General features: G+C 58.6%; 17 protein-coding genes. 5 read left to right on the forward strand and 12 right to left on the reverse strand.

Annotated features, from left to right (window positions below; genetic code table 11):
• Position 1: 1 nt before the first annotated feature.
• On the reverse strand, positions 2–889 hold the full coding sequence (locus tag ACEN2J_RS04530) for a zinc ABC transporter substrate-binding protein (RefSeq protein WP_442103649.1): 888 nt from the start codon (positions 887–889) through the stop codon (positions 2–4).
• Positions 890–979: 90 nt separating this feature from the next.
• On the opposite strand from ACEN2J_RS04530, the gene ACEN2J_RS04535 reads away from it, so the two are divergent.
• Genes ACEN2J_RS04535 through ACEN2J_RS04545 form a run of 3 tightly spaced genes read left to right on the forward strand, consistent with a single transcriptional unit; the run spans position 980 to position 3,052 of the window.
• Positions 980–1,462: a transcriptional repressor gene (locus ACEN2J_RS04535; RefSeq protein ID WP_442103650.1), complete on the forward strand. Its 483-nt coding sequence runs from the start codon at positions 980–982 to the stop codon at positions 1,460–1,462.
• Complete coding sequence (locus tag ACEN2J_RS04540) at positions 1,459–2,268, forward strand: metal ABC transporter ATP-binding protein (protein ID WP_442103652.1); 810 nt, start codon at positions 1,459–1,461, stop codon at positions 2,266–2,268. The genes ACEN2J_RS04535 and ACEN2J_RS04540 overlap by 4 nt, the downstream gene beginning before the upstream one ends.
• Complete coding sequence (locus ACEN2J_RS04545; protein WP_442103654.1) at positions 2,261–3,052, forward strand: metal ABC transporter permease; 792 nt, start codon at positions 2,261–2,263, stop codon at positions 3,050–3,052. Before ACEN2J_RS04540 ends, ACEN2J_RS04545 begins: the two co-directional genes overlap by 8 nt.
• A 4-nt stretch (positions 3,053–3,056) precedes the next feature.
• Here ACEN2J_RS04545 and ACEN2J_RS04550 read toward each other — a convergent pair whose 3' ends face one another.
• Positions 3,057–3,188 (reverse strand): hypothetical protein, encoded by a 132-nt coding sequence (locus tag ACEN2J_RS04550; protein ID WP_442103655.1) that lies wholly within the window; start codon positions 3,186–3,188, stop codon positions 3,057–3,059.
• A 60-nt stretch (positions 3,189–3,248) separates the two neighbouring features.
• Here ACEN2J_RS04550 and ACEN2J_RS04555 point away from each other — a divergent pair, with 60 nt between their 5' ends.
• Positions 3,249–5,747 (forward strand): GcvT family protein, encoded by a 2,499-nt coding sequence (locus ACEN2J_RS04555; RefSeq protein ID WP_442103656.1) that lies wholly within the window; start codon positions 3,249–3,251, stop codon positions 5,745–5,747.
• 447 nt (positions 5,748–6,194) lie between these two features.
• Positions 6,195–6,962 carry a class I SAM-dependent methyltransferase gene (locus ACEN2J_RS04560; RefSeq protein ID WP_442103658.1) on the forward strand — a complete coding sequence of 256 codons (768 nt, stop codon included), beginning with the start codon at positions 6,195–6,197 and terminating at the stop codon, positions 6,960–6,962.
• 33 nt (positions 6,963–6,995) lie between these two features.
• On the opposite strand, the gene ACEN2J_RS04565 is transcribed toward ACEN2J_RS04560, so the two are convergent.
• From ACEN2J_RS04565 to ACEN2J_RS04610, 10 genes are all read right to left on the reverse strand, one after another.
• Complete coding sequence (locus tag ACEN2J_RS04565) at positions 6,996–7,793, reverse strand: glycoside hydrolase family 25 protein (RefSeq protein WP_442103659.1); 798 nt, start codon at positions 7,791–7,793, stop codon at positions 6,996–6,998.
• An 81-nt stretch (positions 7,794–7,874) separates the two neighbouring features.
• Positions 7,875–8,321 (reverse strand): EF-hand domain-containing protein, encoded by a 447-nt coding sequence (locus ACEN2J_RS04570; RefSeq protein ID WP_442103661.1) that lies wholly within the window; start codon positions 8,319–8,321, stop codon positions 7,875–7,877.
• 72 nt (positions 8,322–8,393) lie between these two features.
• Positions 8,394–8,735 carry a carboxymuconolactone decarboxylase family protein gene (locus ACEN2J_RS04575; protein WP_442103662.1) on the reverse strand — a complete coding sequence of 114 codons (342 nt, stop codon included), beginning with the start codon at positions 8,733–8,735 and terminating at the stop codon, positions 8,394–8,396.
• A gap of 154 nt (positions 8,736–8,889) precedes the next feature.
• Positions 8,890–9,966: an NAD(P)/FAD-dependent oxidoreductase gene (locus ACEN2J_RS04580; RefSeq protein ID WP_442103663.1), complete on the reverse strand. Its 1,077-nt coding sequence runs from the start codon at positions 9,964–9,966 to the stop codon at positions 8,890–8,892.
• A 156-nt stretch (positions 9,967–10,122) separates the two neighbouring features.
• Complete coding sequence (locus ACEN2J_RS04585; RefSeq protein ID WP_442103664.1) at positions 10,123–11,214, reverse strand: BMP family ABC transporter substrate-binding protein; 1,092 nt, start codon at positions 11,212–11,214, stop codon at positions 10,123–10,125.
• 55 nt (positions 11,215–11,269) lie between these two features.
• Complete coding sequence (locus ACEN2J_RS04590; protein WP_442103677.1) at positions 11,270–12,202, reverse strand: ABC transporter permease; 933 nt, start codon at positions 12,200–12,202, stop codon at positions 11,270–11,272.
• The gene (locus ACEN2J_RS04595) at positions 12,202–13,284 is read right to left on the reverse strand and encodes an ABC transporter permease (RefSeq protein WP_442103666.1); all 1,083 of its coding nucleotides are present in this window, start codon (positions 13,282–13,284) and stop codon (positions 12,202–12,204) included. Before ACEN2J_RS04595 ends, ACEN2J_RS04590 begins: the two co-directional genes overlap by 1 nt.
• Positions 13,285–13,370: 86 nt before the next feature.
• Complete coding sequence (locus tag ACEN2J_RS04600; protein ID WP_442103668.1) at positions 13,371–14,900, reverse strand: ABC transporter ATP-binding protein; 1,530 nt, start codon at positions 14,898–14,900, stop codon at positions 13,371–13,373.
• Positions 14,897–15,829, reverse strand: coding sequence for a xanthine dehydrogenase accessory protein XdhC (gene xdhC / locus ACEN2J_RS04605; protein WP_442103670.1), 933 nt, complete (start codon positions 15,827–15,829; stop codon positions 14,897–14,899). The genes ACEN2J_RS04600 and xdhC overlap by 4 nt, the downstream gene beginning before the upstream one ends.
• The coding region (locus tag ACEN2J_RS04610) for a molybdopterin cofactor-binding domain-containing protein (protein WP_442103672.1) at positions 15,822–17,175 on the reverse strand (1,354 nt) is incomplete at its 5' end. The genes xdhC and ACEN2J_RS04610, both read right to left, overlap by 8 nt.

The raw sequence follows: 17,175 nt of genomic DNA on the forward strand, positions 1-17,175 counted from the left end.
CCTATTGCTGTGACAGGCACTCTGCCATGCTGCGGGCCAACCCGCGCATCAAATCGCCATAGAGCGCAGGCCCCGGCGTCAGCATGCTGCCTTCTGGGTCCAGCGGTGCGCCCAGCCGTGCACCAGTTGCCTCGGCCATTTGCCGTGCGCTGGCATCGGTGTGATTGGCCTCGGGGAAAATGCAGACCGCGCCGTCGGCTGTCAGCAGATCTTGCAGCTCGGCCAGATGTGCCGCCCCTGAAGGGGCCGCATCGCCCATCCGCAAACTGCCCTCATTTTGCAACCCGAAATGCGCGGCGAAATAGCCATAGGCATCATGCGCTACGGCAAAGGGTTTATCCTTGATCGGCGCCAAAACGGCGGCCACATCTGCCTCAATCACTGTCACCTCTGCCTGCGCGGCCTTGGCATTGGCGCGGTAGGTTTCGGCTTGCACGGGGTCGGTCTGCGCCAAGGCTTCGGCAATCAAACCTAGCCAAATCTGCGCATTTTCTGGCTCTAGCCACGCATGCGGGTCGACGCCTTCATGCGCATGTTCGCCCTCATCCTTGGCGCCAAACGTGCGGGTCAAAGTTTCGGGCGCGTCCAGCAGCGGCAGGCTGAGGCCACTGCCCAAACTGTCCATCGCGCGCGCCATCCAAGGCGTCATTTCCGGCCCGACCCAGATCACCAAATCCGCCGTCGCCAAATCTTGCGCCTGGCTTGGGCGCAGCTGAAAATCATGCGCATCGCCACCCCTTGGCAGCATCATGTCCGGCGTTCCCAAATCGCCCATCACCATCGCCACCAAAGACTGCACTGGCCCGAAATCGGTTACCACTTTGGGGGTGTCGGCCAGTGCCGCCTGACCAAAGGCCAAAACGGCCGCCGCAACGTATAGACCACGCATAAGAAACTCCTGTATTGCGCTACCGGTTCGGGTAGCATATGTTATCTTATAACGTAAACAATGTTATGATATAACATGTCAAGGCCTGAAATGACCCCGCACCCAAACGCGTTTGACCAGCATGACCACAGCCATTGCGCCAACACAGGCCTTGCCCGTGCCGAGGCCATCTTGGCCACGCGCAAGCTGCGCCTGACCCCGGTCCGCCGTGAGGCGCTGCATATTTTGCTGCAAGAACACCGCGCTTTGGGCGCCTATGACGTGTTGGATCGGCTGGCGCAGGCGGGCTTTGGCAAGCAACCCCCTGTTGCCTATCGCGCGCTGGAATTTCTGGTAGAACAAGGGCTTGCCCATAAAATACGCCGTCTCAATGCCTTTGCCGCTTGCATGCATCCCGAAACCGACCACGCCCCTGTTTTCCTGATTTGCCGCGCCTGCAACGCGCTGGCCGAAACCGCGGCGGAGCCCGTTCGCGCCGCCCTTACCGCTGCCGCCCAGTCCATCGGCTTTACGATTGAGCGTACGAGCATCGAGGCGCTGGGCCTTTGCCCAAATTGTAAGGCCGCCGCATGACGCTGATTGAAACCAAAGACTTAACCGTCCGTTTGGGCGGCGCGGAGATTTTGTCAGGCGTCACCCTGACCATCGAGCCTGCCGAAATCGTCACCATTGTTGGGCCAAACGGTTCGGGCAAATCAACCCTGCTGCGCAGCATTCTGGGCATCCAGACGCTGGCCTCGGGGTCTGTCACACGCAAAGCCGGTCTGCGCATCGGCTATGTCCCGCAGCGCCTGCACATCGACCGCCCGATGCCGATGACGGCCCGCCGCTTTTTGTCGCTGCCAAAGCGCTGCACCGATGCCCAAGCGACCCAAGTCCTGTCCCGGTGCGGCGTGGCTGGCGTTGAAAACCGCCAACTCGCCGACCTTTCGGGGGGGCAGCTCCAACGCGTTCTGTTGGCCCGCGCTTTGCTGAACCAGCCCGAAATCCTGATTTTGGATGAGCCGACCCAAGGCCTTGACCAACCCGGCGAGGCCGCCTTTTACCAGCTGATCGAAGAGGTCCGCCGCGAGACTGGGGCCGCCGTGCTGCTGGTGAGCCATGATTTGCATGTGGTGATGGCAGCCTCGGACCGGGTGATCTGCCTGAACGGCCATGTCTGCTGCCAAGGCGCGCCCGATGTGGTCCGCGACGCGCCCGAATATCGCGCATTGTTCGGCTTTGGTACCCAAGGCGCGCTGGCGCTGTACCGCCACGACCATGATCACAACCATGGCCCGGGCCAAGGCGTGCCCCATCAGCACGGCCCCGATTGCAACCACGATCACGATCACGGGCACAACCATTCCAGCGCGAAAAAGGCCCACGACCATGTTTGATGATTTTCTGGTGCGCGCCGCTGTTGCAGGCATTGGTCTTGCTGTAGCTACCGGCCCCTTGGGGGCTTTTGTCGTGTGGCGGCGCATGGCCTATTTTGGCGATGCCACCAGCCATGCGGCCATTTTGGGCGTGGCCCTCGCGCTGGCGCTGTCGCTGCCGATCGGGCTGGGCACGATGTTGGTAGCGCTTGCCATGGCCCTGACCGTGTCCACCTTGGCGGCCAAAGGCTGGGCGGTCGATACCACTTTGGGCGTGCTCGCCCACTCGGCCCTCGCCTTTGGTCTGGTCGCCATCAGCTTTGTGCCGGGGGCGCGGGCCGATATGTCGGGCCTGCTGTTTGGCGATATCCTTGCGGTCTCGAAACAAGACCTTGCCTTTGTTTGGAGCGGGGCTGGCGTTATCCTCGCGTTGCTCCTCTGGCGCTGGCAGGCACTCCTCACCGCGACTCTCAGCGAAAGCTTGGCCCATGCCTCTGGCCTTAACCCCAATCGAGAGCGTCTTGCGCTGACCATAGCACTGGCCATCGTCGTCGCGGTCGCCCTTAAAATCGTCGGTGCGCTCCTCATCTCGGCTATGCTTATCATCCCCGCAGCCGCCGCCCGCAGTTTGGCCCGCAGCCCCGAAACCATGGCCGTACTTGCCGTGCTCATCGGGGCAGGTTCCGTCCTCGCAGGGCTGCAACTCTCGCTGCTGTTTGATACGCCTGCCGGCCCTTCGATCATCGCCGTCGCCGCCCTTGCCTTCACCCTTTCAACGCTCATATCCCCGTTGAAATCGCGCTGACCGCTCATTTCATCTTGGCCCAAATACCTAAAGAACCTTTGGGCAAGGAAATTCCCTTGGTTGGCTGCATCAAACCACAAGCCGCAGCCCCAGAAATATCTGCAATGTCGTTTTTATCTGCCAAACGTCGGGCCATATTGCCCGCGCCCTGCACAATCGGGCATGTATGGGCAAAATCGCGCTAGGGAGTCGCCAAATGAAAACCCATGTCAAAGCTCTGGTTGTCGGCGGTGGTGCCGTGGGCAACGGTATCGCCTATCACCTTGCCAAGGCGGGCTGGGATACCATGCTTGTTGAACGCGACGAGCTTACCTCTGGCTCTACATGGCATGCGGCGGGGCTTTTGCCTTTGTTCAATATGGGTTACGCCACCACGCATATCCACAAATACTCGGTCGATTTCTACAAATCGCTAGAGGCCGAAACCGGCCTGAACGCAGGTTTCGCCGTTGTCGGCAACCTGCGCATGGCCCAAACGCAGGCGCGGATGGACGAATATATGCTCTATTCCGCCGTGGCCGAAAGCGCGGATGTGTACCATGAATTCCTAACGCCCCAGCAGATGAAAGACCGCTGGCCGCTGTTGCGCACTGACGACCTGATCGGCGCGCTGTTTCACCCGCAAGACGGCTATATCAACCCTGCCGACGTCACCCAAGCGATGGCGAAAGGCGCCCGCCAACACGGGGCGACGATAGAGCGTAAAATTCAGGTTGATGGTTACCGCTGGACTGGAAGCGAATGGATCGTGTCCTGCACCCGCATGGTCGACAAGGGCGGCAACCTTGTCGCCAGTGAAGAGACCTTTGAAATCCACGCCGAACATGTTGTCACTGCGACCGGAAACCACGCCCAACGCACCGCCAAACTGCTTGGTATCAAAATCCCAGCTATTCCGGTTGAGCATCAGTTCATCGTGACCGAACCCGACCCGATGTTGGTCGAATACCGCAAGAATAACCCAGAACACCCGGTTCTGCGCGATGCCGATGCCAAATGGTACGTGCGTGAGGAACGCGGCGGCTGGATCCTTGGGCCTTACGAAAAGGGTGCACCTGCGCGGTTCGAATATGCTGTCCCTGATAGTTTCCGCGCCGACCTTTTCCCGCTTGATCTTGACCGGATCGAAGCCGAATATCTGTCTTTCATTCACCGTCTGCCATCCTCGGAACCGGTTGGTTTGAAAGATGATTTCAACGGCCCGATCTGCTATACTCCCGATGGCAATCCGCTGGTGGGCCCCGTGCCTGGCCTGCGCAATATGTGGATCGCCGAGGGCTTTAGCTTTGGCATCACCGCCGCTGGCGGCACCGGCTATTACCTTGCGCAAATGATGACCCAAGGCGAGGCCGAGATTGACATGGCTTCCCTCGACCCGCGCCGTTACGGGTCGTGGATGACCACCGAATACGCCGCCCGTAAGAATGAGGAATGCTACGACCACGTCTTCATCCTTCACCACCCGGATGAGGAGCGCGAAGCCTGCCGCCCTCTGCGCACCACGCCCGTTTATGACAAGCAAATCGCCCTTGGCGCACAGATGGGCCAAGTTAACGGTTGGGAACGCCCCAACTATTATGGCCCCGTGGGTGCGCCCGCCGATTTTGACCACAATTCCCGCAGCTTCCGCCGTGGTGAATGGTGGCAATATGCGAAAGCCGAGGCCGAGGCCCTGCGCGAAACAGCGGGCCTGATCGACGCCTCGGCCTTTACCAAACACACCGTGCGCGGGGCAGGGGCCACGGCCTTCCTTGACTGGTTCACCTGCAACAAGCTGCCCAGCATAGGCCGCATCAACCTGACCTACGCGCTGACGCCTACCGGCACCACGCGCACCGAATACACCATCGTGCGCAACGCCGAAAACGACTATTACCTCGTCTCGGCAGGTGCGTGGACCAGCTATGACGCCGACTATATGCGCAAATCGGCCGAGGATTTCATCGCCGCCGGTGGCGCGCATGTCGAAATCAACGACGTCACCACGCAATGGGGCGTTTTCGCCATCGCTGGCCCCAACGCCCGTGCAATTTTGCGCGAGGTCGTCAAAGATGCTGACGCCGACACGGTGCTGTCGAACAAGCGGTTCCCATGGCTGACCGCGCGCAAGCTGGAACTGGGCATGTGCCCCGTCAACGCAATCCGCGTGGCCTATACGGGCGAACTGGGCTGGGAACTCCACCACCCGATTGAGATGAACCGCTACCTGTGGGATTTGCTGCTAAAAGCGGGCGAGAAGCACGGGATGAAACTTGTCGGGGCGCGTGCGCAAAACTGGTTGCGGCAGGAAAAGTCCTACCGCGCGTTTGGCACCGAGCTTGGCCGCGATGCCACCCCGATGGAGGCTGGTCTCGACCGGTTCATCGACCTGTCCAAGGATTTTCAAGGCAAGCAAGCGATGCTCGATACAGGCATTCGCGCCAAATGCGTGACCGTGCTGATCGACGGGCCAGAGGATGCCGACCCATGGGGCAAAGAGGCGCTGTTTGTGGATGGCAAAAAGGTAGGTCGTCTCACCTCAGGCGGCTGGTCTGTTGCGTTCAACAAACAAATCGGCATGGGCTATGTGCCCCCCGATCTGGCGGCGGTTGGCACCAAGCTAAAGGTCAAAATGTTCCTGCAAGAATGGGACGCTGTGGTCGTTGAGGACAGCCCCTTTGATCCAAGCAATGAACGGATCAGGATGAACGGGTAACCCGCCCGCCAAAAGACCAAAGGCCCCGCATGTGAATGACGGGGCTTTTTTCTTTCGCCGGGTCTTGAATGCCCCGAGGATAAAAACTCTGTGACTGCCAGAAAGAGTTCCAGCAATATTGATAAAGCGAGGAGTGTATGCCGTGCAAAGTAGAATGAGTTACTCCATATTTGGCATCAACTTTTCATCGAGAGGGATCTAGGGAAAAAGCTTGTAGCATCATTCAACGAAGGTGCTTTGCGGGCTATGCGGGCCTCATCGCCTGCAAATTCCTGAGGGCTTCTATAGGTACGATTGACCCGTTGCTTCTAGCTTAACCAAGCGTAGGTTGGCATTTTCCTCATACACCGCCACGCCCACCCGTTGCAGCAGCAACACAAAATATTATAAAATCACAACAACGCCTTAGGCCCCGCATATTGTACGCGTTTATTCAAAGGAAATCCCATGGCGATACCCGACACATTGGCCGCAAGATTGATCCAGACCGTTACCGAAAATGATCTGTCCGGCAGTTTTGCCATGCTTGGTCGCCAACGTTGGGTTGGCAAACGGCGTGGGCGTTCTGCCGCTTTGCTGGATCATGCACTTGAAACCCACCTGCCGGGCGTTGCCGCTGAAGACTTGGCCAACCCAGACAATCATTTTGCTGAGACCTTTTTCCATGCTTTGGGGTTTTCATCGGTCGATTCCATCGATTTTTCAGATTTTGAACAGGCCAGCATTATCCAAGATCTTAGCGGTACCTTGCCTGACGCCTTGGTTGAAAAGTTCGATGTGATCTATGACGGGGGCACCTGCGAGCATATCTTTGATTTGCCGACCGCCTATCGCAACTTGAATAAAATGCTGAAACCGGGCGGCGTTTTGATCGGCCATTCGCCGTGCAACAACTGGGTGAACCATTCGTTTTACCAAATTAGCCCTGAAATGGTCTATGGGTTTTGGGAAAAGACGCTGGGCTATGAGGTGCTACGCTGCAACCTGCAACCGTTTCTGCCCGTCTATGCCTACAAGGTGATTACAACGACCAACCCCAACGTCACAGGCAAACGCCCGCGTCTGCCTGATACTTTGCCCGATGGTGGTATCATTTTGGACTATGCCGTCCGCAAGCCCAAAAGCGGCGCCAATTCGGCGGACAAGGTCTATCAGACCGATTACATGAACCGCTGGGAGAACGCCAAATCCGATGATGATGACGGTTCCGATTAACGTGTAGGGGGCACAGCCCACCACGGCTTGCAGTTAACGCGCCCGTTTTGCCACCCAATTTTGCCAATCGGCGCGTGACCCCGTAAAGGCATTCACATCCACCTGTCCCGAAACCCCCGGCACCAGCCCCGTCCCGCTATATTGCCAGAAAAGCCAGCTTTGCCCCGGATACACCTGCGTCGGGTGTCCCGCCACCGACCGCAACCAAAGCTCATACCCGGCCATCCGGCCCATCTGATTGTCAGTGAAAAAATCAACCGTGGTATAGATTATCGGCCGCTGCCCGTAATGCTTTTCTAACGCGTCCAAGAATATCTTGGCCTCACGCCGCACATGCGCGGCATCGGGCCGCGTCGTGCAGGTGGGGGAATGGGCGTTCCATTCCATATCCAAAACTGGGGGCAGGGCGCCTTTGCTGCGCGGTACGTTTTTAATAAACCAACGGGCCTGCTCGATCGCGGGGCGGCAGAAGTAAAAGTAATGATAGGCCCCGCGTGGTAACCCGGCTTGCCCCGCAGTTTTCCAATATTCCTTAAATGCCGGATCAATCCGATCCCCGCCCTCAGTCGCTTTGAAAAACGCAAAGGAGACCCCATGTGTGCGGGCCGTTTTCCAATCAATTTCGCCCTGCCAACGTGACGCATCAATCCCATGCACAGGGTAGGCCAAAGGGTTGCGGCCGTCCCATTCATGCGGGTCTGTGTCACCAAAGTTTGGCGCGCTGACGGTGGGGGCGTGCCTGGCGCCGCTACGTTCGCGGTGCCTGTCTTGCCGCCCACCGCAGCCTGCCAAAACCAGGGCCAATACCATCACACCACCAATTACACGCATGACATTGCTCACCCAAAAAGAAACCGGCTGCCAATGTGGCAGCCGGTGCGGTTTTTGTCACCCGTCAATCGAAGGGCTATATCAGCGCTTGCCGAAATCCGCCGAGGTCATCACGCCATCGCCATTCCGGTCAATTGCGGTAAAAAGTGCCTCTGTCGCTGCTATAAACTCTTCCTTGGTCACAGTGCCGTCGCCGTTGGTGTCATTGAAGGGCGCGGTCATCGCGTCATGGATATACTTGCCCGGACCATTGCCCATGCCACCTTGCCCACCGCCATTGCCTTGTTCTTCTTGGGCCAAATGCGCGGCAATGCCCATCCATTCGGCGGCGTCCATGACGCCGTCTTCGGATTGGTCAAACATCACGAAAACCTCGGCGCGTTTTTCTTTGGCCTCGTCAAGGGTGACCTGCCCATCGGCATTCATGTCCCATTGTTCAATAAAATGCGCGCCGGGGATGCCTGTTTGGGCAAAGGCAAGGCCTGCGGTCAAGGTCAAAGCGGTGCTCAGAAGTACGAGAGATTTCATTGGGTTTTCCTTTTACATTTGAATGTGTGCATGTGATTAACGACAAAAGACCAAGCTTCCGTCGGTCATGATCTAGGTTTCTGGGGTAAATTCGTCCCACGCAGCCATCGCCTTGGCGGCATACATCAGCGAGGGGCCACCGCCCATTTGCACGGCCATGCCCAGCACATCGCCAAGCTCTTCGCGCGTTCCGCCGGCCTTGGCCAGTGCTTCAACGTGAAATCCGATACAGGGCTCGCAGTGATCTGCAATCGCAATCCCGAGGGCCACAAATTCCAACGTTTTCACGTCTAGAACCTTTGCCTCTTTCGCCGCTTTGGACAGCGCGCCAAAGCCTTTTGCAACCTCGGGGATGGCGCGGTTCATCACCCGCAGCTGATCGCGCATTTCGGCGTTTTTGTCTTTCCAGTCCAATTGGCGCTCCTATAGCCTATAGCGAGAGAGGTTGGCCAATGGGGCAGCAACATCATCGCAACACGCTAGCTGGGTCGCATAAGGGGTAGGTCCCTGCATTGATGCATATCAAGTCGCGAGGCAAACTTGCATCACAGGTTCATCTTTTTGGCGGTCAGCCAAAACGGGCAGGTGCCAGTGCTGCAATCACCTCGGGGGCGATGCTGCTGGGCTGATCCGTCAACAGATCAGCGGCAAGCTGAGACGCGGCAGGGGCTGATTGAAAGCCATAGCCCCCTTGGCCAGCAAGCCAAAAGAACCCCGGCACATGGTTGTCAAACCCGATCACCGGCACGCGGTCGGGCGAAAAAGTGCGCAATCCTGCCCAGTTGGCCAGCATACGGGTGACAGGTTCGGTCACCATCTCCTCATACCGCGCCAACCCCTCTGCCAAAACCATATCATCGGCAAAGGCATCATGCGGGGTCGTCAAGTGCTCTTCGGCAGGTGACACGATCAGCGCCCCTGCGTCTGGTTTGCAATACCACGTCTCACCACCGCCAAAGATCATGGGCCAGCGGCTGATATCATGGCCGCCGGGTGCCGGAATGCGCGCCATTGACCGGCGTAGGGGGGTAAAGCCCAAGGGCGCAACCCCCGCCATATGGGCCACCACATCGGCCCAAGCGCCCGAGGCATTGACTATAACCCGTGCCGAAAAAACACCTTGCGGCGTGGTCACCTGCCAGCCTTTGCCATCGCGTGAAATCGCGGTTACAGGGGCTTTTGTCAGAATATCGGCACCCAAATCGCGCGCCTGTCGGGCAAAGCCTTGCAGCAACAGATCGGTGTCAATGTCCCAAGCATGATCGGCAATGGCCACATGTGCTACCGTTTCGGGGTTCAAAATCGGCACAATCTGGCGCGCGGCATCCAGCGAAACCGGGGCAAGATCCATCCCCGCAGCATCTGCCTCAAAGGTTGCGGCGTCCTCGGCCTTGGCAACAATCATCATGCCGCGCGGCGATAAAATATTAGGGGCTGCGTGGAAATAGGCCCCCGACGCCATCGACAACGCGACAACCGGCCCCAGCCCATAGCGCGGCTCATAAAGCGCTGCCGATCGGCCCGATGCATGATAGGCCAAGCTGGCCTCTGCCTCTAAGACCAAAACCTTGCCTGCAGTGGCCAGCCGCGCAGCACAGGAAATCCCAGCAATACCGCCGCCAATAATCAGAAAATCATAATCCATTACGTTAGCCAGCTCCGCTTTGTCCATATATCCGAGCGAGCCAGACGTAACATCGTCCCCGCTTTCTTTTCGGCAAAAATATCCTCGGGGGGGCTGGGGGGCAGACAGCCCCCCAGTGTTTGTCACTGAATTTATCTTAACAATCTAAGATCAGTCTTATTGCGGAATATCGCCCGTAATACCTTCGACGTAGAAGTTCATGCCCAGCAAATCGCCGTCTGGTGCAGTCACGCCATCCGCCAACCAAACCGAGCCGTCTTGCTTGTTGATCGGGCCAGTGAACGGGTGGTAGGTGCCTGCGCCAATCGCATCACGCAGCGCTTCGGCTTCTGCTTTCACGTCGGCAGGAACCGCGTCTGTGATCTCGCCGATTTCCACTTCGCCGGCGCCAATGCCTTCCCAGCTGTCAACCTGCGCATAGGTGCCATCTAGCAATGCGCCAACACGCTTGATGTAGTAAGGCGACCAGTTGTCGATGATCGACGAAACACGTGGGCTTGGCTTGTACTCTTTCATATCCGAGGCTTGGCCGAAACCGATTACGCCTTCGGTTTTCGACGCTTCGGCCAGCGGTGCGGTCGAATCTGTGTGCTGCACGATCACATCCACGCCTTGTTCGATCAGCGCTTTGGCGGCATCGGCCTCTTTCGCAGGGTCAAACCAAGTATAGGCCCAAACCACCGACATCGTCACATCGGGGTTCACCTTTTTGGCGTGCAAATAGGTCGAGTTGATACCGCGAATAACCTCGGGGATCGGGAAGGACGCGATATAGCCGATCTTGTTGCTTTTGGTCATACGGCCCGCGATTGTGCCAATCACTGCGCGGCCTTCATAGAAACGCGCGCCATAGGTCGACACGTTGTCGCTGTCGCGGCGATAGCCGGTTGCATGTTCGAATTTCACATTCGGGAACTTGGCCGCAACCGCGTTTGTTGGGTCCATATAGCCAAAGGATGTTGTGAAAATGATATTGCAGCCACCCAGCGCCATCTGCGTCAACACGCGTTCAGCATCGGCGCCCTCGGGCACGTTTTCTTGGAATGTGCTGGCGTCTACCTTATCGCCAAATTCGGCAATAACGGCCTGACGGCCTTGGTCGTGCTGATAGGTCCAGCCGCCATCACCCACGGGGCCTACATACACAAAGCAGGCTTTTACTTTATCCATGCCAGCCGCTTGCGCGCCGCCACCAAAAGCAAGGCCAAGCGCCATTGCAGCCGTTGCCATCATAATTCTACGGTTCATAGTCGTCTCCGGGTTGGATGGGCCGTTCATCGGCCCGGTTAGGTTTTGGCCCCCCTTAGCGGGAGGCGTGAAAGTTCTGGCCCAAGGCCGCGGGGGCGTTCATTGTAGACCGCCCTTTGCCCGACGACATGATGACCAACACAAAGATGGTTATCAGATAAGGCGACATCGACAAGTACTCGACCGGAATACGGGTGCCCGCAGCCTGAAGATTTAGCTGTAACACACTGATTCCGCCAAAAAGATAGGCCCCGATCAGCACGCGCCATGGTTTCCAGCTGGCGAACACCACAATCGCCAGCGCAATCCAGCCCGCGCCTGCAGTGATTCCATCCGTCCATTGCGGCACCCGCACAAGGCTCAGGTATGCGCCGCCAAGCCCCGCCATCGCACCGCCAAACATAATTGCCAGAATGCGAATGCGCGTGACCTTATAGCCGAGTGCATGCGCCGCATCGTGGTTTTCACCAACGGCCCGTAAAATCAGGCCCATGCGGCTAAATTTCAGCACAGCCCAAACGATGGCAATAACAACGATAGACAGGTAAACCATCGGGTCATGGTCAAACAAGATCCGCCCCACAACTGGTAAATCCGCCAAAGGACCAAAGGGCACAACGCCGGTCGAGGGCGGTTTGATGCCCACATAGCCTTGTCCCATCAAGCTGGATAACCCCAGCCCGAACAACGTCAGCGCAAGGCCTGTCGCCACCTGATTGGCCTGCAACACTTGGGTCAAAACGGCGAACACAAGGCTTAGCGCCATCGCGCCCAAGGCCCCGCCGACAAAGCCCAAAAACGGACTGCCGGTTTCCACGGCAGCAATAAAGCCGCAGATCGCGCCCATGATCATCATGCCCTCAACCCCGAGGTTCAGAACACCGGCCTTTTCCACCACCAACTCGCCGATCGCCGCCAGCATGATCGGCACCGATGCAACCATAAGCGACGCTACCAGAACCGCCGGATTGATACCTCCAAAATCCATCACGCGGCCCTCCCTTTCATCAATCGGATGCGATAGTTTGACAGCAGGTCAACGGCCAGCAGGAAAAACAAGAGCATCCCCTGAAACGCCTGAATGGCGGCGGATGGCAGGCCAAGGTTGGTAGAGGCCATCTCGCCGCCTACATAGGTCAGCGCCATAACAAGGCCTGCCAGCAAGATGCCCAGCGGGTTTAACCGGCCCAAAAATGCCACGATAATCGCGGTGAAACCGTAGCCACTGGCGAAATCGATGCTGATCTGGCCTGCGGGTCCTGATACCTCAAACATCCCCGCAAGGCCTGCCAAAGCGCCCGAAATCCCCATGCACATCACCACCAAACGGGTGGGCTGCACACCTGCAAAGCGCGCGGCACGGGGCGCTTGCCCCGCCAGTTTGATCTGAAACCCAAGGATATGGCTTTGCAGCAAAACATAGGCCGCGATGACCGCAATAAACGCCGCCACTACGCCCCAATGCATGCCCGAGCCTGCGATCAGCTCTACATTTCGTGCGGCGGGAAAGGTCGAAAAGTTGCGGCTGCCGGGAAAGCCCATGCCCTGCGGGTTGCGCAAGAACCCCGTGGCCGCCTTGGACAGGATCGTCTGCGCCACATAGACAAGCATCAATGACACCAAAATCTCATTGGTGTTGAACCGCGTCTTCAAAATCGCAGGGATCATCGCCCATAGCCAGCCACCAAAGGCACCCGCGACAATCATCGCCGGAAAAATCCAGCGGCTCTCGGTCGGAAATGCCGCCAGCCCCACACCGGCGCCAAAAATCGCGCCCATAATATACTGGCCTTCGGCACCGATGTTCCAAATGCCTGCACGAAACCCCAACGACAACCCGACCGCGATCAGAATCAGTGGCCCTGCTTTGACCAAAAGTTGCCCGCGCAGATAAAAGGCAAACTCACCAAAAAGCGGGTCCCAAAAGATCGTGCGAATGGCGACAACGGGGTCTTTGCCCAGCAAGGCAAACAGCATCCCCCCTGCGATCATCGTCAAAACCACCGCCAAAACCGGCGTTGCATATTGCCAGAACCGCGATGGTGACGGGCGTTTTTCAAGAACCAACATATACCACCCCCAAACAAGCGCCCGATTTCATCTTGGTCCAAGTACCTAATCCGCCCGCGCCGCAACTCAGCGCTGTCAGGCAAAAGCTATTCATGATGTGCCACCTCCATACCATGTGCGCCGCCCATCATCAGGCCAATCTCATCTACCGTCAGCCCTTCGGTCGGGCGCGTGGGCGTCAAACGCCCCTCGTTCAGCGCGGCGAAACGGTCGGATACCTCTAGCAGATCATCCAAATCCTGAGAAATCACCACCACAGCAGCCCCTTCCTGTGCGCGGTTCAAAATTTCTTGCCGGATGAACGCCGCGGCGGCGGCATCAACGCCCCAAGTGGGCTGGTTGATGATTACCACGTCCGGCGCTTGGCTTAACTCTCGTCCTATCAGGAATTTCTGCAAATTCCCGCCCGAAAGCGCGCGCGCTGCGACCCATGTGCCCGGTGTGCGCACATCATATTGCGCCACCACCTCCTCGGCCCAAGCCTTGGTTTTGGGCCAGTTGATAAACCCTTTGTAGGTCAAACCCTTGCGCACGGTGCCCGAGAGTAAAGCATTTTCCACAAGGCTCATATCCGGGGCGGCGGCATGGCCCAGCCTATCCTCGGGCGCGGCCACAAACCCCATCGCGCGCCGCGCATTGGGGGAGGTGTCGCCAATCGGTTTGCCGTGGCATTTCACCATGTCTGGCGAGGATCGCAATTCCCCCGACAGGGCCAGCAACAGCTCATCTTGGCCGTTGCCTGCCACGCCTGCGATGCCCAATACCTCACCTCGCTGCACCGAAAAGCTGATATCTTTCAAAGATGTGCCAAACGGAATGGGCGAGGCCGCGTTCAGGTTTGATACCTCAAGCGCGGCCTGCGCATCGCCCCAATCCTTGCGGGCGGCGCGGGCAGGGGGCGTAAGCACGGCCCCCACCATCATTTCGGCCATATCGCGGGCCGAGACATCGCGCGGCGTACAAGTGCCGACCACTTTGCCACGCCGCAAAATCGTCGCCTCATCACAAAGCGCGCGAATTTCCTCCAGCTTGTGGCTGATATACAGGATCGCCGTGCCCTCGGCCGACAGTTGCCGCAGGGTTTGGAACAGGATATCCACCTCTTGCGGGGTCAGCACGCTGGTCGGCTCATCCATAATCAGCAGTTTGGGGTCTTGCAGCAGGCAGCGGATAATCTCGACCCGCTGGCGTTCGCCTGCCGACAAATCCCCAACCATGCGGTCAGGGTCAAGCGGCAGGCCGTAATCCTCGGAAACGGAGCGGATTTTTTGCGCCAGCTCGCGCATGGGCGGCGGGTTTTCCATGCCAAGCGCCACGTTCTCGGCCACGTTCAGCGCCTCAAACAGGCTAAAATGCTGGAACACCATGGCAACGCCTGCCGAACGGGCCGCACTGGGGCGGGCAGGTGCATAGGGTTGGCCGTGCAGGTGCAACGTGCCGCTATCTGGTTTCACCAATCCGTAAATCATTTTGACAAGGGTGGATTTTCCCGCCCCGTTTTCGCCCAGCAGCGCGTGTATCTCGCCCTTGGCGATGGAAAAGGACACATCCGAATTGGCAACCACGCCCGGATAGGCCTTGGTCACGCCGCTGATGCGCAAAAGCTCTGTTGTCATACCGCGTTCTCCTGTCGTGACGCGCCCATTCGGGGCCTTATTAGCTGTGACGCAACCCCGATCGCAATCGCTTGTGGGTGTTTTCCCAAACCCGTATCGCCAATAGGGCAGTCAATGCGGGCAATTGTGTGTGGGGCGTGGCCAAGGGCAGCAAGCCGCCTTTGGAACCGCACCCATTTGGTCTTTGAGCCGATCAGGCCGCAGCGGGTAAACCCGTGGTTCAAGGCTGCATGGCACAGCGCAAGGTCAAGCCTGTGCGAATAGGTCAGGATAAGGTGCTCTGTATCCACGGGCGCATGGGGCATTAAGGCCTCGGGTGCCGCGGCGGGCAGCATTGTCACCCCCGCCGGAATATCTGGCGGAAACCGGTCTGCCGCGACATCAATCCAAGTGATTGCCAAATCAGGCAGAGGGGCCAGAACCCCCACCAAGGCGCGGCCAACATGCCCCGCACCCCAAACCCAAATCTGCCGCGAAGGGTGCGCAATCGGCTCAACCATCCAACCTTGGATCAAGGCGGGTACAGGGCGCTGCCCTTGCCCCCGTGCCTGCGCCAACAGGCGACTAACGGCCAAAGGCATTGTGCTGCTATCAACGGGGCGTGCGAATATATCGGCTGTAGGCAGGGTGCTGGCCTCAAACACTTCCGTCAACAGGGTCACGGTGCCACCGCAGCACTGGCCCAGCTTTGGCCCCAAGGCCTCGCGGGTAAGCCGCTGTGCTGTGCCATTTTCTAGCATCTCGCGCGCGGTTTGGGCGGCCTGATACTCTAACGCGCCGCCGCCAATGGTGCCCGATTGCCCTTGCGGCCAAACCAGCATCGCGGCCCCCACTTCGCGTGGCGAGGACCCCGCAATTGCCGCAATAACTACCCGTGCAACCCGACCATGTGCCACAACAGCAGCGCGAACGGCATCCCGATCAAACATCGCACTGCCGTTGCACGGCGGCCAAAATCCGTTCCGGTGTTGCAGGGGCATCCAGCGCCACATATCGCGTGCCATCGCCGCAGGCGGCCACAGCATCCGACAGCGCCATCAGCGCGGAAATCCCCAGCATGAATGGCGGTTCGCCCACGGCCTTTGATCGGCCTACCGTCGCCTCGGGGTTGTCGCGGCCCCAAAGCGCCACGTTGAAAATGGGCGGGCGGTCCGAACAAGCCGGAATTTTATAGGTGCTGGGCGCATGGGTGCGCAGCGCGCCCTTATCATCCCAAACCAATTCTTCCATCGTCAGCCAGCCCGCGCCTTGCACATAAGCCCCTTCAATCTGGCCTATATCCAAAGCAGTATTCAGGCTCGCCCCCGTATCATGCAACAGATCCGTGCGCAGAATACGGTTTTCGCCGGTCAAAGTATCAATCACCACCTCGGTCACCGCCGCACCGTAAGCAAAGTATAAAAACGGCCGTCCTTTGCCTGCCGCGCGGTCCCAAGTGATTTTTGGCGTGGCATAAAACCCGGTTGAGGACAGCGAGATACGCCCCGCATAGGCCAAAGCCGCGGCCTCGGCAAAGCTGTAAATCGCATCGCCAACCATCACCCGCCCTCCCGAAAACAGCACATCCTGCGTGTGATGCTTTTCGGCCAAAAACGCCGCCATCCGATCACGAATGGTAAGGCAAGCCGCCTGCGCCGCCATGCCGTTCAAATCCGACCCCGAGGAAGCCGCCGTCGCACTGGTGTTGGGCACTTTGGCCGTATCGGTCGCGGTAATCTTGACCGTGCTAACATCCACCCTAAACACACCCGCCGCCACCTGCGCCACCTTTTGGAACAAGCCTTGCCCCATTTCGGTGCCGCCATGGTTCAGATGAATTGACCCATCTTGATACACATGGACCAAAGCACCGGCTTGGTTCAAATGCGTCAAGGTAAAGGAAATCCCGAACTTCACCGGCGTCAACGCAATCCCGCGCTTCAAGATCGGGCTGGCGGCATTCCAGGCGGCAATCGCGGCCCGCCGCGCAGTATAACCCGCGCTCACCTCCAAAGCCGAAACCAACTGATCCCCGATGAAATCCTCAACAGGCATATGATAGGGCGTGGTTTGCACTCCCGCAGGCACCGGAAGGTCTTGCCCACCCACTACCATGCCCACTGCCCCTCGCGTGGCCAGATCTTCTGTATCCGCATTCTTTTCGGTAAAAATATCCTCGGGGGGGTGGGGGGGGGGGGAAAAAAACCCCCCCCCTTTCCCCCCCCCCCCCCCAAAACCCCCCCCCCCCCCCACAAGCAGAACCCCCCCCCCCACCCAAACAACAATGGCTCTCACC

The organism is Pseudorhodobacter sp. W20_MBD10_FR17 (assembly GCF_052119765.1).
In the GTDB taxonomy this organism is placed as follows: domain Bacteria; phylum Pseudomonadota; class Alphaproteobacteria; order Rhodobacterales; family Rhodobacteraceae; genus Pseudorhodobacter.

What these genes read in the sequence shown, in the direction of transcription:
- ACEN2J_RS04530 (WP_442103649.1), bottom strand. Translation starts at nt 889, where the DNA reads ATGCGTGGTCTATACGTTGCGGCGGCCGTTTTGGCCTTTGGTCAGGCG.
- ACEN2J_RS04535 (WP_442103650.1), top strand. Translation starts at nt 980, where the DNA reads ATGACCCCGCACCCAAACGCGTTTGACCAGCATGACCACAGCCATTGC.
- ACEN2J_RS04540 (WP_442103652.1), top strand. Translation starts at nt 1,459, where the DNA reads ATGACGCTGATTGAAACCAAAGACTTAACCGTCCGTTTGGGCGGCGCG.
- ACEN2J_RS04545 (WP_442103654.1), top strand. Translation starts at nt 2,261, where the DNA reads ATGTTTGATGATTTTCTGGTGCGCGCCGCTGTTGCAGGCATTGGTCTT.
- ACEN2J_RS04550 (WP_442103655.1), bottom strand. Translation starts at nt 3,188, where the DNA reads ATGGCCCGACGTTTGGCAGATAAAAACGACATTGCAGATATTTCTGGG.
- ACEN2J_RS04555 (WP_442103656.1), top strand. Translation starts at nt 3,249, where the DNA reads ATGAAAACCCATGTCAAAGCTCTGGTTGTCGGCGGTGGTGCCGTGGGC.
- ACEN2J_RS04560 (WP_442103658.1), top strand. Translation starts at nt 6,195, where the DNA reads ATGGCGATACCCGACACATTGGCCGCAAGATTGATCCAGACCGTTACC.
- ACEN2J_RS04565 (WP_442103659.1), bottom strand. Translation starts at nt 7,793, where the DNA reads ATGCGTGTAATTGGTGGTGTGATGGTATTGGCCCTGGTTTTGGCAGGC.
- ACEN2J_RS04570 (WP_442103661.1), bottom strand. Translation starts at nt 8,321, where the DNA reads ATGAAATCTCTCGTACTTCTGAGCACCGCTTTGACCTTGACCGCAGGC.
- ACEN2J_RS04580 (WP_442103663.1), bottom strand. Translation starts at nt 9,966, where the DNA reads ATGGATTATGATTTTCTGATTATTGGCGGCGGTATTGCTGGGATTTCC.
- ACEN2J_RS04585 (WP_442103664.1), bottom strand. Translation starts at nt 11,214, where the DNA reads ATGAACCGTAGAATTATGATGGCAACGGCTGCAATGGCGCTTGGCCTT.
- ACEN2J_RS04590 (WP_442103677.1), bottom strand. Translation starts at nt 12,202, where the DNA reads ATGGATTTTGGAGGTATCAATCCGGCGGTTCTGGTAGCGTCGCTTATG.
- ACEN2J_RS04595 (WP_442103666.1), bottom strand. Translation starts at nt 13,284, where the DNA reads ATGTTGGTTCTTGAAAAACGCCCGTCACCATCGCGGTTCTGGCAATAT.
- ACEN2J_RS04600 (WP_442103668.1), bottom strand. Translation starts at nt 14,900, where the DNA reads ATGACAACAGAGCTTTTGCGCATCAGCGGCGTGACCAAGGCCTATCCG.
- xdhC (WP_442103670.1), bottom strand. Translation starts at nt 15,829, where the DNA reads ATGTTTGATCGGGATGCCGTTCGCGCTGCTGTTGTGGCACATGGTCGG.